Origin of the sequence: Streptomyces sp. KLMMK (assembly GCF_036961605.1) — a bacterium.
GTDB classification, from domain to species: domain Bacteria; phylum Actinomycetota; class Actinomycetes; order Streptomycetales; family Streptomycetaceae; genus Streptomyces; species Streptomyces telluris.
Genome location: NZ_JBAMDC010000183.1, coordinates 1 through 13,079, shown reverse-complemented (window position 1 = coordinate 13,079; position 13,079 = coordinate 1). Strand labels below are relative to the sequence as shown.

At 70.7% G+C, this 13,079-nt stretch carries 13 protein-coding genes and 5 tRNA genes; 15 read left to right on the top strand and 3 right to left on the bottom strand.

Going from position 1 to position 13,079, the window contains the following annotated elements:
• Window positions 1-2,112: sensor histidine kinase (locus V7793_RS23135; protein WP_336009454.1), on the bottom strand; the 2,112-nt coding region annotated here is incomplete at its 3' end.
• Window positions 2,113-2,603: 491 nt separating this feature from the next.
• On the opposite strand from V7793_RS23135, the gene V7793_RS23130 reads away from it, so the two are divergent.
• The 10 genes from V7793_RS23130 to V7793_RS23085 all read left to right on the top strand — a co-directional run bounded on the left by V7793_RS23130 (window position 2,604) and on the right by V7793_RS23085 (window position 7,513).
• Window positions 2,604-2,825 (top strand): hypothetical protein, encoded by a 222-nt coding sequence (locus V7793_RS23130; protein ID WP_372504614.1) that lies wholly within the window; start codon window positions 2,604-2,606, stop codon window positions 2,823-2,825.
• Between the two features lie 129 nt (window positions 2,826-2,954).
• Window positions 2,955-3,737, top strand: coding sequence for a fumarylacetoacetate hydrolase family protein (locus V7793_RS23125; protein ID WP_058046435.1), 783 nt, complete (start codon window positions 2,955-2,957; stop codon window positions 3,735-3,737).
• Entirely contained in the window at window positions 3,730-5,211 is a 1,482-nt protein-coding gene (gene gltX, locus V7793_RS23120; protein WP_336009453.1) for a glutamate--tRNA ligase, read from the top strand. Before V7793_RS23125 ends, gltX begins: the two co-directional genes overlap by 8 nt.
• A 195-nt stretch (window positions 5,212-5,406) precedes the next feature.
• Window positions 5,407-5,478 (top strand) — tRNA-Gln (locus tag V7793_RS23115).
• A gap of 83 nt (window positions 5,479-5,561) precedes the next feature.
• Window positions 5,562-5,634 (top strand) — tRNA-Glu (locus V7793_RS23110).
• Between the two features lie 39 nt (window positions 5,635-5,673).
• A tRNA-Glu gene (locus V7793_RS23105) sits at window positions 5,674-5,746 on the top strand.
• Between the two features lie 18 nt (window positions 5,747-5,764).
• Window positions 5,765-5,836 (top strand) — tRNA-Gln (locus V7793_RS23100).
• Between the two features lie 41 nt (window positions 5,837-5,877).
• A tRNA-Glu gene (locus V7793_RS23095) sits at window positions 5,878-5,953 on the top strand.
• An 83-nt stretch (window positions 5,954-6,036) separates the two neighbouring features.
• Window positions 6,037-6,546 carry an STAS domain-containing protein gene (locus V7793_RS23090; RefSeq protein ID WP_336009452.1) on the top strand — a complete coding sequence of 170 codons (510 nt, stop codon included), beginning with the start codon at window positions 6,037-6,039 and terminating at the stop codon, window positions 6,544-6,546.
• Entirely contained in the window at window positions 6,536-7,513 is a 978-nt protein-coding gene (locus V7793_RS23085) for a sensor histidine kinase (protein WP_336009451.1), read from the top strand. The genes V7793_RS23090 and V7793_RS23085 overlap by 11 nt, the downstream gene beginning before the upstream one ends.
• A gap of 121 nt (window positions 7,514-7,634) precedes the next feature.
• Here V7793_RS23085 and V7793_RS23080 read toward each other — a convergent pair whose 3' ends face one another.
• Entirely contained in the window at window positions 7,635-8,294 is a 660-nt protein-coding gene (locus tag V7793_RS23080; RefSeq protein WP_336009456.1) for a MerR family transcriptional regulator, read from the bottom strand.
• Between the two features lie 92 nt (window positions 8,295-8,386).
• Here V7793_RS23080 and V7793_RS23075 point away from each other — a divergent pair, with 92 nt between their 5' ends.
• Window positions 8,387-8,872, top strand: coding sequence for a DUF4188 domain-containing protein (locus V7793_RS23075; protein WP_336009449.1), 486 nt, complete (start codon window positions 8,387-8,389; stop codon window positions 8,870-8,872).
• 72 nt (window positions 8,873-8,944) lie between these two features.
• On the opposite strand, the gene ndgR is transcribed toward V7793_RS23075, so the two are convergent.
• Entirely contained in the window at window positions 8,945-9,673 is a 729-nt protein-coding gene (ndgR, locus tag V7793_RS23070) for an IclR family transcriptional regulator NdgR (protein ID WP_058046440.1), read from the bottom strand.
• A gap of 127 nt (window positions 9,674-9,800) precedes the next feature.
• On the opposite strand from ndgR, the gene leuC reads away from it, so the two are divergent.
• The 4 genes from leuC to V7793_RS23050 all read left to right on the top strand — a co-directional run.
• Window positions 9,801-11,243 (top strand): 3-isopropylmalate dehydratase large subunit, encoded by a 1,443-nt coding sequence (leuC, locus tag V7793_RS23065; RefSeq protein ID WP_336009446.1) that lies wholly within the window; start codon window positions 9,801-9,803, stop codon window positions 11,241-11,243.
• 6 nt (window positions 11,244-11,249) lie between these two features.
• Window positions 11,250-11,843 carry a 3-isopropylmalate dehydratase small subunit gene (gene leuD / locus V7793_RS23060; protein ID WP_336009444.1) on the top strand — a complete coding sequence of 198 codons (594 nt, stop codon included), beginning with the start codon at window positions 11,250-11,252 and terminating at the stop codon, window positions 11,841-11,843.
• Window positions 11,844-12,012: 169 nt separating this feature from the next.
• On the top strand, window positions 12,013-12,258 hold the full coding sequence (locus V7793_RS23055) for a hypothetical protein (protein ID WP_058046443.1): 246 nt from the start codon (window positions 12,013-12,015) through the stop codon (window positions 12,256-12,258).
• Window positions 12,259-12,383: 125 nt separating this feature from the next.
• Window positions 12,384-13,079, top strand: a 696-nt coding sequence (locus tag V7793_RS23050; protein ID WP_336009442.1) for an HU family DNA-binding protein, incomplete at its 3' end; no start/stop codon positions are given.

Genomic DNA, 13,079 nt, shown 5'->3' with positions numbered 1-13,079 from the left:
GGCGCCGGGCATCGGCTTCTTGCCGCCCTGGGCGACGTCCACCGGCAGCATGACGAGTGCGGTCGTACCGCCCGAGTCGGACGGACGGAGCTGGATGCGGATGCCGTGTCGCAGGGACAGGCGGCCGACCACGAACAGACCCATGCGCCGCGAGACCGAGACGTCCACGGTCGGCGGGCTGGCGAGCCGCTCGTTGATCGCGGCCAGGTCCTCCTGGGAGAGGCCGATGCCGGTGTCGTGGATCTCGACCAGCACCCGCCCGTCGGGCAGGGCGTGACCGGTGACCTTGACCTTGGTCTGCGGCGAGGAGAACGAGGTCGCGTTCTCGAGCAGCTCGGCGAGGAGGTGCACGAGGTCGTTGACGACGCGGCCGGCGACCTCGGTCGGCGGCACACCGCTCAGCTCGATGCGCTCGTACTGCTCCACCTCGGACGCGGCGGCACGGAGCACGTCGACGAGCGGGACGGGGCGGGTCCAGCGGCGGCCCGGCTCCTCGCCCGCGAGGACGAGGAGGTTTTCGCCGTTACGGCGCATGCGGGTCGCGAGGTGGTCGAGCTTGAACAGCGAGGACAGCTGGTCCGGGTCGGCCTCGCGGCTCTCGAGCTCGGAGATGAGCGAGAGCTGACGCTGGATGAGGCCCTGGCTCCGGCGCGAGAGGTTGGTGAACATCGCGTTGACGTTGCCCCGCAGAAGGGCCTGCTCGGCGGCGAGGCGGACGGCCTCGCGGTGCACGTCGTCGAAGGCCGCGGCCACCTTGCCGATCTCGTCGCGGCTGTGCACGCCGACGGACTCCACGGACGTGTCGACGTCCTGCGGGTCGGTCTCGGACAGCTGCTTGACGAGCTCGGGGAGGCGGTCCTGGGCGACCCTCTGGGCGGTGTCCTGCAGACGGCGCAGCGAGCGCACCATGGAGCGGGCCACGACGAAGGCGCCGACGAGCGAGATACCCAGAACGAGGATGATCAGAACACCGTTGAGGATCGCGTCCTGCTGGGCGTCCTCACGCAGCTCGAGGGCCTTCTGCTCCATCTGGGAGAGCAGGGTCTGCTCGATCTTGGACATCTCGCCGAGCTTGACCGACGCCAGGTCGTACCAGTCCTTGTAGGACTTCGGCTCGTTCTTGAGACCGTCCTGCTTGCTGAGGACGCGGTCGGTGTAGGTCTTCGCGGCCGTGATGTCCGCGTTGCCGCCGGTGATCGCCTGCAGCAGCTGCTGGGAGTCGCCGCCGCGGATGGCGATGAAGCGGCGGATGGCCTCGTTCTCGGCCTCGTACGCCTCGTGGCCGTACTGCTGGTCGTTGCCCGAGAGGTACGGGCCCTTCTTGTTGGCGAGGGCCGCACTGATCACGGCGCGCTGGATCGACGCGTACTCCTTGGCGGCGGAGAACGTCGCCAGCGCACGCGTGCTGGTGATCATTTCGGCGTTGCTGGTCGCCTGGGCCATGTCCTGGGACAGGGAGAGCAGCGAGTTGATCAGGCCGTCGTAGTTGTTGACGGTCCGCGCGATGTACTCGGGCTCGTTCTGGTAGGCGTCCTTGCGGACGTCCTGGATCTTCTTCAGCTGCCGGCTGATGTCGACCAGGGTGGTCTGCACACCGACCATCGTCGGGTCGGTCGGCTTCACGCCCTGGGTGGCCCCGGTGAAGGCGTTGATGGCCTGGTTGGTCTTCTCCCGCGACGCCGCGACCGCGTCGTCGTCGTTCAGACCCTTGGACAGCGGGCCGGCGGACTTGTCGCGCTCCTCCTGGAGCGCGTTGGCCAGCAGGGTCGCGCGACCGGTCATCTCCGTGAGGAGCTTCATGTGGTCGAGCTGCTCGACGTTGTTGAGCGCGTCGTTGATGCGCAGGCCACCCAGCGTCGTCGCGGCGACGACGGGCAGGGCCAGCAGGGATACGAGGCGGGTACTGATGCGCCAGTTGCGCAGGGCTATTCGTGAGCCGGGCCCACCGGGCAGCTTGGCCTTGTTCGTCTTGGCCTTCGCCTTTGACGTGGCCTGCTGGCGGTCTGCGGAACCGTCGCCCGCCGGCCCTTCGGCGGGCGTGCCGCGGTCGTTCGCACCGCGCGGCTCCGGCTCCGCCGCAGCGCTGCCATCCCTCTTGAAACGTCCCTGCACTAGCGTCGCAACCTCTGGACCAGGCGCCCCGCCTGTCGAGGCGGGACGGTGTCGAGTCGTGGGGGGACCGCGGTTGCCCCCTGGCGGTCCGTGGAATTCCAGCACAGTGCCAGATCTCCAACAAGGCCGGTGCACCGCACCCGCACCGGCATCACGCTCAGTGCCGGAAATCGTCACGGGGCGTAGAGGACCAGGGCCTTTATAAAGGGCATAGGCGGGCAAGTCGGCAGGCCCGCGGGGAGAGTCGTCCGGTGTCCCAGATTCCATGATCAGGAGCGGAACGTCAGGTTCAGCCCTGCAATGTCCGTTTCGTGAAAGCCGGAAGGCCGCCCGCTATGCGGCATTTTTCAGTGCTCTCGTGAGCAAACTCACAAGCAAGTCAGGACTTCTCCCGCGGACGCGTGGGGATAGGCGCGCCTAGCCTGTTCCTTTACGCAGGCCGCGAGAACACCCCCGCGCACCCAGCGCACCACGACACCGCGAGGCAGCAAGTGAAGACCAGCACGACGAAGCTGACGTCCCGGAACGCGACCCCGAAGGCGAACCGGAAGACCGCCAACCCGCGCCGTACGACGCTCGTCCACCTCGACGACAGCGCCTCCCTGCGGATCGCCGAGGCCGTCGCCCACGCCACCGAGCTGCCGCAGGTCACCGCGAACCCGCGCCGCACGGTGCTGATGACGGCCCCCGTCGTCGTCATCCCCCAGGACTGAGCGCCGCTCCCACGGGGCCGGCCGCCCGGCCCGGCCCCGCGGATCCGTCGCGCACGGGCGGCCGGCGGCCCCCGCGATAGCCTGGGGTGTCAGACTCCGGCCGGATCAGATAAGGGGCAAAAGCTTCCCGTGCGCATCGCCAGGTTCTCCATCGACGGCAACGTCGGCTACGGCGTCGTGGAGGGGGATGCCGCCACAGAAGGCGGCCCCGTCCTCGACATCATCAAGGGCATCCCCTACGGCGACTTCGAGCGCTCCGGGACCAAGGTCCCGCTGGACAAGGTCCGCCTGCTCCCGCCCGTCCTGCCCAGCAAGGTCGTGGCCATCGGCCGTAACTACGCCGAGCACGCCGCGGAGCTGGGCAACGAGGTCGGCGACGTCCCCGTGGCCTTCCTCAAGCCCTCCACCTCGGTGATCGGCCCGGGCGGCGCCATCGAGTACCCCTCCTTCTCCAGCGAGCTGCACCACGAGGCCGAGCTGGCCGTGGTCATCGGCCGCATGTGCCGCGAGGTCCCCCGCGAGCGCGTGAAGGACGTCATCCTCGGCTACACCTGCGCCAATGACGTCACCGCGCGTGACGCCCAGCAGCGCGAGAAGCAGTGGGCCCGGGCGAAGGGCTTCGACACCTCCTGCCCGCTCGGCCCCTGGATCGAGACCGAGCTCGACCCGGCCGACCTCGGGATCATGTGCACCGTCAACGGCGAACAGCGCCAGCTGGGCCGCACGAGCGACATGGTGCGCTCCATCGAGGACCTGATCGTCCACATCACCGAGGCGATGACGCTGCTCCCCGGCGACGTCGTCCTCACCGGCACCCCGGCCGGGGTCGGACCCCTGAACGTCGGCGACGAGGTCGCCGTCACCATCGAAGGCATCGGCACTCTCACCAACAAGGTGATCAAGCGTGGCTAACGCGAACGTCCGCGTACGTTTCTGTCCCTCGCCGACCGGCAACCCCCACGTGGGCCTGGTCCGCACCGCCCTGTTCAACTGGGCGTTCGCCCGGCACCACGGCGGCACCCTGGTCTTCCGCATCGAGGACACCGACGCGGCGCGCGACTCGGAGGAGTCGTACCAGCAGCTGCTCGACTCGATGCGCTGGCTGGGCTTCGACTGGGACGAGGGCCCCGAGATCGGCGGCCCCCACGCGCCGTACCGCCAGTCGCAGCGCATGGACATCTACAAGGACGTCGCGCAGAAGCTCCTGGAAGGCGGCTACGCCTACCGCTGCTACTGCACCGCCGAGGAGCTCGACGAGCGCCGCGAAGCCGCCCGCGCCGCCGGCCGCCCCTCCGGCTACGACGGCAAGTGCCGCGTCGTCACGCCCGAGCAGCAGACGGCGTACGAGGCCGAGGGCCGCGCCTCCATCGTCCGCTTCCGGATGCCCGACGAGGCGATCACCTTCACGGACATCGTCCGCGGCGAGCTGACCTTCACCCCGGAGAACGTGCCGGACTACGGCATCGTCCGGGCCAACGGCGCGCCCCTGTACACGCTCGTCAACCCGGTCGACGACGCGCTGATGGAGATCACCCACGTCCTGCGCGGCGAGGACCTGCTCTCCTCCACCCCGCGGCAGATCGCCCTGTACAAGGCGCTGATCGAGCTGGGCGTCGCCAAGAGCGTCCCCGAGTTCGGCCACCTGCCGTACGTGATGGGCGAGGGCAACAAGAAGCTCTCCAAGCGCGACCCGCAGGCCTCCCTGAACCTCTACCGGGAGCGCGGCTTCCTCCCGGCGGGCCTGCTGAACTACCTGTCGCTGCTCGGCTGGTCGCTCTCCGCCGACCAGGACATCTTCTCGATGGAGGAGATGGTCGCGGCGTTCGACATCAAGGACGTCAACGCCAACCCGGCCCGCTTCGACCTCAAGAAGGCCGAGGCGATCAACGCCGACCACATCCGCCGGCTGGACGTGAAGGCGTTCGCCGAGGCCTGCGAGCCCTGGCTGCAGGCCCCGCACGCCCCGTGGGCGCCGGAGGCCTTCGACCGGGCCGCGTGGGAGGCCATCGCCCCGCACGCCCAGACCCGCCTCACGGTCCTCTCCGACATCACCGCCAACGTCGACTTCCTCTTCCTCGACGAGCCGGCCGAGGACGAGGCGTCCTGGGCCAAGGCGATGAAGGAGGGCTCGGACGCCCTGCTGCGCACGGCCCGCGCCAAGCTCGCAGACCTTGAGGGCGCTGCGTGGAACGCCGACGCCATCAAGGCCGCCGTCGTCGCGGCGGGCGAGGAGCACGGGCTGAAGCTCGGCAAGGCCCAGGCCCCGGTCCGGGTCGCGGTCACCGGCCGCACGGTCGGCCTGCCGCTGTTCGAGTCCCTGGAGATCCTCGGACGCGAGCGCACGCTCGCCCGCGTCGACGCCGCCCTGGCGAAGCTCACCGCCTGACACACGGCCCTCACGGGGCCCGGCAGCCTCTCCCGAGGCCGCCGGGCCCCGTCGTGTCCGTCCGGGGCGTCTCTATCGATTTTGGCGCCCCGTCCTCCTTCGGGTAATGTTCTTCCTGCGCCGCCCGAGAGGGCCGAGAGGCCGGAGCGGAGGGCGCAAGCCGGACAAGCCCCCCTGGTGGGGGTGGAGTTACGGTGGGGTATGGTGTAATTGGCAGCACGAGGGTTTCTGGTTCCCTTAGTCTAGGTTCGAGTCCTGGTACCCCAGCAAGAGAAATTCTTCGCTGAAATTCTCTCGCAAAACTACTGATAAAGTAGGAAGCGCGCGAAAGCGCAAAAAGCGAAGTGCAAGCCCCCGTTGTGTAGCGGCCTAGCACGCCGCCCTCTCAAGGCGGTAGCGCCGGTTCGAATCCGGTCGGGGGTACAGATTTCCACTCAGGGGGACCTGGAGGAGATCGCTAGGGCCCCCGTTGTGTAGCGGCCTAGCACGCCGCCCTCTCAAGGCGGTAGCGCCGGTTCGAATCCGGTCGGGGGTACTGGTTATAAAACCACCATGGGCTATGGTGTAATTGGCAGCACGAGTGATTCTGGTTCATTTAGTCTAGGTTCGAGTCCTGGTAGCCCAGCGCAGATTGCTTTTTCGGTCTGCCGAGCAAAACAAAAGCAAGCCCCCGTTGTGTAGCGGCCTAGCACGCCGCCCTCTCAAGGCGGTAGCGCCGGTTCGAATCCGGTCGGGGGTACCACAGAGAGAATGCCTCCCGCATAGGCGGGGGGCATTTTTTCATGCGGCCTTCCATGCGCCCCGGCCCGGCCCGATAATCCCCTCATGGCCCATCCCCGCGGCGGCCGCTGCCGGCCCCGCCGCGCCACGAAGCCCTGCCCGCCGCGGAGTTCGGGCACCGGCGGGGCGCCGGAGTTGCGTCAGCAGGACATCCGTCGCCGCGAGCCCGCCGCACTGGACGCCCTCGCAGCGGCCCATTCCAGGAGCGTCGAAGTGGATCCTCTCGTCCGCACGGCCGAACTGACCGTCGTCCCCACCGTCAGCCCGCCGGGCCTGCGCATCGTAGGGGTCGTCGACGCCGGCTCGCACCGCCACCTCAGGGACGCCCTGCAGTCGGTGGCCTCCGTCCGCGGCGACCTGTGCCTGGAGATGTCCCGGGTGGAGTTCCTGGACCTCGCGGGGCTGCGGCTGCTCATGACCTTCGCCAGGGCCCGTGCCGCCCGCCACTGCACCGTGGAGCTGGCCGGGGTGCCGCCCCACCTGCTGCAGGTCATCACCCTCATCGGGTGGGACGCCACGCCCGGCCTGCGGCTGGGGGCCGCGCATGGCTGCTGACCGCGCCGGCCTGGCCGGGTTCGTCCACCACGCCTGCCTGTACGGCTCCGACGCGGAGTTCCTGGCGATGGCGGTGCCCTTCGTGGAGGACGGATTCGCCGCCGGGGAGCCCGTCCTCGCCGCCACGACGCCCGCCAACATCGAGCTGCTCCGGGAGGCACTGGGGGAGGGCGCCCACCACCTCGACACCGCCGAGACCGCCTACTTCGGGCGCCGCCCCGTCGAGCGGGTGTCCGCGTTCCTGCGCTACCACGGGCGCCGCGCCCGCCCCGGGCGGCGGACGCGGATCATCGCCGAGCCGGTGTGGGGCGGCCGGTCCGCCCGCCAGACCGCCGAGTGGAAGCGCATGGAGTCCGGGCTCAACGTGCTCCTCGCGGATCTGCCGGTGTGGATGATCTGCCCGTACGACACCCGTGTCGTCCCCGGTGACGTGGCCGAAGCCGCCGTGGCCACCCACCCCGTGCGCCTGGACGGCGAGCGGCAGACGCCCTGCGACGCCTACGCGGACCCCGCGGACTACGCGGCCGCGGTGCAGGGCCCCGCACCGTGCGCGCCTCACTCGGCGCGCGGCACGGGGCCCACGGCCGACGTCCCGGAGCTGCGCCGCCTCGGCCGTGAACGGGCCGCGGGCGCAGGCCTGACCGGCAACCGGCTCGCCCTCGCCGAGCTGGCCGTGCACGAGGCCGCCGCGTACCTCCTGGCCCCCGAGGGCGCCCGTCTCACGCTGCGGTCCTGGGAGGAGCCGGGCGCCGTGGTCTACGAGCTGCGGCGCACGGGGCCCGAGGGCGCCGCGGTGCCGCCGTTCGCGGGGTACCGCCCGCCCGCACCGTCCGGCGACGCGCAGGGGGCCGAGGACGGCCTGTGGCTCGCCCGCAGCCTCGCCGACTTCGTGGAAGTGAGCACCCGGGGGCCGGAGACCGTCCTGACCCTGCGCATGGCGGGACCGGGGGACGCGGAACGGCTGTGAGGGGTGCAGGGCTGCCGGGCGCCGGGCGCAGGGCGCCCCTCGGCGTGGGGCGGCCGGGCATGGGGCGCCGGGCGTGGGGCCCGTGGGGGCGTGGGGCCGGGGCCGGCCGGGGCCCTGCGCCTCAGACGGGCTTTTCGCCGCCGGTGAAGCGCCGGGCGGACTCCTCGGAGTGCGCCATGCGGCGCAGGCTCAGCAGCACGGGCTCGTAGAGGACGGTCAGCGCGACGGCCGCCTCGATCCGGGCGGCCGGCGTGGGCTCCTCCTCGACCAGGTCCAGGTCGGTGACCGCCAGCTCGGCCGCGAGCCGTCCGTACGGCAGCAGCTGGGCGACGCCGCACGGGTACCCGAGGCGTCTCAGCGCGGCGACGGCCGCGACCAGCGTGCGGTAGGCGGGGGAGTGCTCCGCGACCTCCTGGTCGTGCCGCCAGCCCAGGTGCTCCAGCAGCGCGTTCACGGTGCGGCCCGCGGCCTCGGCCGCCGGATCGTCCTCCGCGGGGACCTCCCGGCCCTGCGACAGCGCCCGCGTGGCCGCGCCGAGTCTCCAGTGGTGGCCCAGGGAGTCGTCCTCGGCGGCGGCGATCACCTCGCGCGCGGTGGCCACGGGCATCTTGCCCAGCTGGATCAGGGCCCGCACCAGGCGCAGCCGGCGCACGTGCTCGTCGCCGTACTCGGCCTGGGTGGCGGAGATCCTGCGGCCGGGCTGGAGCAGCCCCTCACGCAAGTAGTACTTGATCGTCGCGGTGGACACACCGCTGTGTTCGCTCAGTTCCGCCAGTCGCATGGCCACTTGCGCCCTTCATTGGGGAGTGGCACTATCCAAGCATGGATAGTGGTGCTATCCAATGTGGTGTCACAGCGACTGGGGGAGCTCTCATGAGTGCACAACCGATTCCGGGACGGGTCACCGCCGCGGCCGAGGGGGAGGTGGTCGTCTTCATGATCGGCATGCGGATCAACAAGTGGCGGGCGGTGCGCCACTGGCTGCCCACCCTCAGCGCGATGCCGCGGATGCTCAAGGAGCTCGCACGCGACCCGGACAGCGGCCTGCTCGGCTACCGGCCGCTCGCGAGCGGCTTCGGGGACCGGACCATCGTCCAGTACTGGGAATCACGGGAGAAGCTGCTCGCCTACGCCGCAGACCAGAGCAAGGAGCACCGCCCCGCGTGGGCGGCGTTCAACCGCCGTGCGCGGGGCAGCGAGGGAAGCGTCGGCATCTGGCACGAGACGTACGTGGTGCCCGCAGGTTCGTACGAGTCGATCTACGTCGGCATGCCGGCGCACGGGCTCGGTGCGGCCTACGGCACGGAGCCGGTGGCGCGCCGCGGGGAGCGCGCGGCGCAGCGGTTCGCGAGCGCCTAGGGGACCGCATGAAGCGGCGCACGGGGCCAGGGCCCCGTGCGCCGCTTCGTCGTCCTGTCGCTCCTCGCCCGCTCAGCCGTTGCGGCGCAGCGCCTCCGTCAGGCGCACCGCGGCGTCCAGCACCGCCTGGGCGTGCATGCGGCCCGGGTGGCGCGTGAGGCGCTCGATCGGTCCGGAGACCGAGACGGCGGCGACCACGCGGTTGGAGGGCCCGCGCACGGGGGCGGAGACCGAGGCGACGCCCGGCTCCCGCTCGCCGATCGACTGGGCCCAGCCCCGGCGCCGCACGCCCGAGAGCGCCGTCGCCGTGAAGCGGGCCCCCTGCAGACCGCGGTGCAGCCGCTCCGGCTCCTCCCAGGCCATCAGCACCTGGGCGGCCGAGCCGGCCTTCATGGGCAGCGTGGAGCCCACCGGCACCGTGTCCCGCAGGCCGGACAGGCGCTCCGCCGCTGCCACGCAGATGCGCATGTCGCCCTGGCGGCGGTAGAGCTGCGCGCTCTCGCCCGTGACGTCCCGCAGGTGGGTGAGCACGGGGCCCGCCGTGGCCAGGAGCCGGTCCTCGCCCGCCGCGGCCGCCAGCTCGCTCAGCCGCGGTCCGAGGATGAACCGGCCCTGCATGTCCCGCGCCACCATGCGGTGGTGCTCCAGGGCCACCGCGAGCCGGTGCGCCGTCGGCCGCGCCAGGCCCGTGGCCGTGACGAGCCCTGCCAGGGTCGCCGGCCCGGACTCCAGCGCGCTCAGCACCAGAGCCGCCTTGTCGAGTACTCCCACGCCGCTCGAGGCGCTACCGGTGTTGTCCATGCAACGATACTTGCGTCTCACACTGTGAAACGCAAGTTCAATTTTCCCGGAGAAGCGCCAACCTGGATGGAGAGCACCCACAGGCACACGAATGTGACCGGCGAGGACGCCGGCCGGAGGGACAGCGATGGGACGCACACTCGCGGAGAAGGTCTGGGACGACCATGTCGTCAGGCGCGCCGAGGGCGAGCCCGACCTCCTCTACATCGACCTGCACCTGCTGCACGAGGTCACCAGCCCGCAGGCCTTCGACGGTCTCCGCAAGGCCGGGCGCCCCGTGCGGCGCCTGGACCTCACCATCGCCACCGAGGACCACAACACCCCGACCCTCGACATCGACAAGCCCATCGCCGACCCGGTCTCGCGCACCCAGCTGGAGACGCTGCGCAAGAACTGCGCCGAATTCGGTGTCCGGCTGCACCCGCTGGGCGACGTGGAGCAGGGCGTCGTCCACGTGGTGGGACCGCAGCTGGGGCTGACCCAGCCCGGCACCACCGTGGTCTGCGGCGACAGCCACACCTCCACCCACGGCGCGTTCGGCGCGCTGGCGTTCGGTATCGGCACCAGCCAGGTGGAGCACGTCCTCGCCACCCAGACGCTCCCGCTGGCCCCGTTCCGCACCATGGCGGTGACCGTCGACGGCGAGCTGCCCGGGGGCGTCACCGCCAAGGACCTGATCCTCGCCGTCATCGCCCGCATCGGCACCGGCGGCGGCCAGGGCTACGTCATCGAGTACCGCGGCACGGCCATCGAGCAGCTCTCGATGGAGGCCCGTATGACCGTGTGCAACATGTCCATCGAGGCGGGTGCCCGGGCGGGCATGATCGCGCCCGACGAGACCACGTTCGCCTACCTCGAAGGGCGGCCCCACGCCCCCCGCGGGGCCGACTGGGACGAGGCCGTCGCGTACTGGCGCACCCTGCGCACCGACGACGACGCCGTCTTCGACCACGAGGTCGTCATCGACGCCTCCGAGCTCTCCCCGTTCGTCACCTGGGGCACCAACCCGGGGCAGGGGGCACCCCTGTCGGCGCACGTTCCCGACCCGGCCTCCTACCCCGACCCCTCCGACCGCCTGGCCGCCGAAAAGGCCCTGGAATACATGGGGTTGACGGCAGGTCAGCCGCTGCGCGACATCAGCGTGGACACCGTGTTCGTGGGCTCGTGCACCAACGGCCGGATCGAGGACCTGCGCTCCGCCGCGGCCGTCCTGGAGGGCCGCCGGATCGCCGACGGCATCCGCATGCTGGTCGTCCCCGGCTCCGTCCGGGTGGCCCTGCAGGCCGTCGACGAGGGGCTGGACAAGGTCTTCACCGCGGCCGGTGCCGAGTGGCGCCACGCGGGCTGTTCGATGTGCCTCGGCATGAACCCCGACCAACTGGCGCCGGGCGAGAGGTCCGCGTCGACCTCCAACCGCAACTTCGAGGGCAGGCAGGGCAAGGGCGGCCGCACCCACCTGGTCTCGCCCCAGGTGGCCGCCGCCACCGCCGTGGTGGGCCGCCTGGCCTCCCCGGCCGACCTGCCCGGCCCGGCCGGCGCGTCCGACGTCCGCACTCCCCTGGGGGCCTGAACAGCCATGGAAGCTTTCACCACGCACACCGGCCGCGCCGTCCCGCTGCGCCGCAGCAACGTCGACACCGACCAGATCATCCCCGCGCACTGGCTCAAGAAGGTCACCCGCGACGGCTTCGAGGACGGGTTGTTCGAGGCCTGGCGCAAGGACCCCGAGTTCGTGCTGAACCGTCCCGAGCGCCGGGGGGCCAGCGTCCTGGTGGCCGGTCCGGACTTCGGCACCGGCTCCTCCCGTGAGCACGCGGTCTGGGCACTGCAGAACTACGGGTTCAAAGCGGTCGTCTCCTCGCGTTTCGCCGACATCTTCCGTGGCAACTCGCTCAAGAACGGACTGCTGACCGTCGTCCTGCCGCAGGAGACCGTAGACGCCCTCTGGGAGCTGACCGAGGCCGACCCGGCCGCCGAGGTGACCGTCGACCTCGTGACGCGCCAGGTCCGGGCCGGCTCGATCACGGCTGATTTCGACCTTGACGAGAACGCCCGGTGGCGCCTGCTGGAGGGGCTCGACGACATCGGCCTGACCCTGCGGCACGAGCCCGACGTCGCCGCTTTCGAGGCCGGAAGGCCCTCTTTCAAGCCCTCCACGGCCCAGATCTGACACGGATTTCGCGCCTCTTCGGGCGCCCGGGGCGATGTCCGGGGGACCCCGGATTTTCGCTGCTCACCAAGGGTTTGGCATGATGCGCCCCCTGTCTTCGGACAGGGGGCGCATCGCTCTGTTGAGGCCCTGTGAAGCGACAACTCGCCTCAGATGGCACAATCGGTGCATGGAACGCGACAGCCAACTCGAGCTATACCGGCTCGTCGCGGACCGACTCAAGGAAGCGCACTCCCGGGTGCGCGCACTGCAAGTCCCGGAGGGCGTACGGATGGCGCTGTCCCGGAAGCTGCTGGCCATCACGGCCGCGGCGAAGCACGATCTCTCAGGCGCCGCAATGCGTCTGGACCGGCTGATGAACGACCTCGACGAGGGCCGTTTCCCCGAAGAGCCCGACCGTGACGGAACTCCGTGATGGTCGAGTTCGTTGCGGCACAAGGGTGATTAGACCGTTTCGTGTTTGATTTGCGGTATATATCTGCCTAACGTGCGAAAAGGCTGGAGCGCATTCGTTCCAGCAATGTCTCCGAAGGGGAAGACGTGAACAAGGCGCAGCTCGTTGAAGCGATTGCCGACAAGCTCGGCGGCCGTCAGCAGGCCGCAGACGCCGTCGACGCGGTGCTCGACGCGATCGTCCGTGCAGTCGTCGCGGGTGACCGGGTCTCGGTCACCGGCTTCGGTTCGTTCGAGAAGGTCGACCGTCCGGCCCGTTACGCCCGCAACCCGCAGACGGGTGAGCGCGTGCGGGTCAAGAAGACCTCGGTGCCGCGCTTCCGCGCGGGTCAGGGCTTCAAGGACCTGGTGAGCGGCTCGAAGAAGCTGCCGAAGGGTGGCGAGGTCGCCGTCAAGAAGGCGCCCAAGGGCAGCCTTTCGGGCGGCAAGGTCACCGCCAAGGCCGCGGCCAAGAAGGCCACCGCCAAGAAGGCCACGGCGAAGAAGGCCACCACGGCCACCGCCAAGAAGGCCGCCGCGAAGAAGACCACCACGGCGAAGAAGGCCACGACGGCCGCCGCCAAGAAGACGACGGCGAAGAAGACGACGGCGAAGAAGGCCACCACGGCCGCCGCCGCCAAGAAGACCGTCGCCAAGAAGGCCGCCCCGGCGAAGAAGGCCACCACGGCCACCGCCAAGAAGGCCGCCGCGAAGAAGACCGCGCCCGCCAAGAAGGCCACGGCGACCAAGGCCACGACGCGCAAGACCACCACCGCGCGCAAGACCACCGCCAAGAAGACCGCC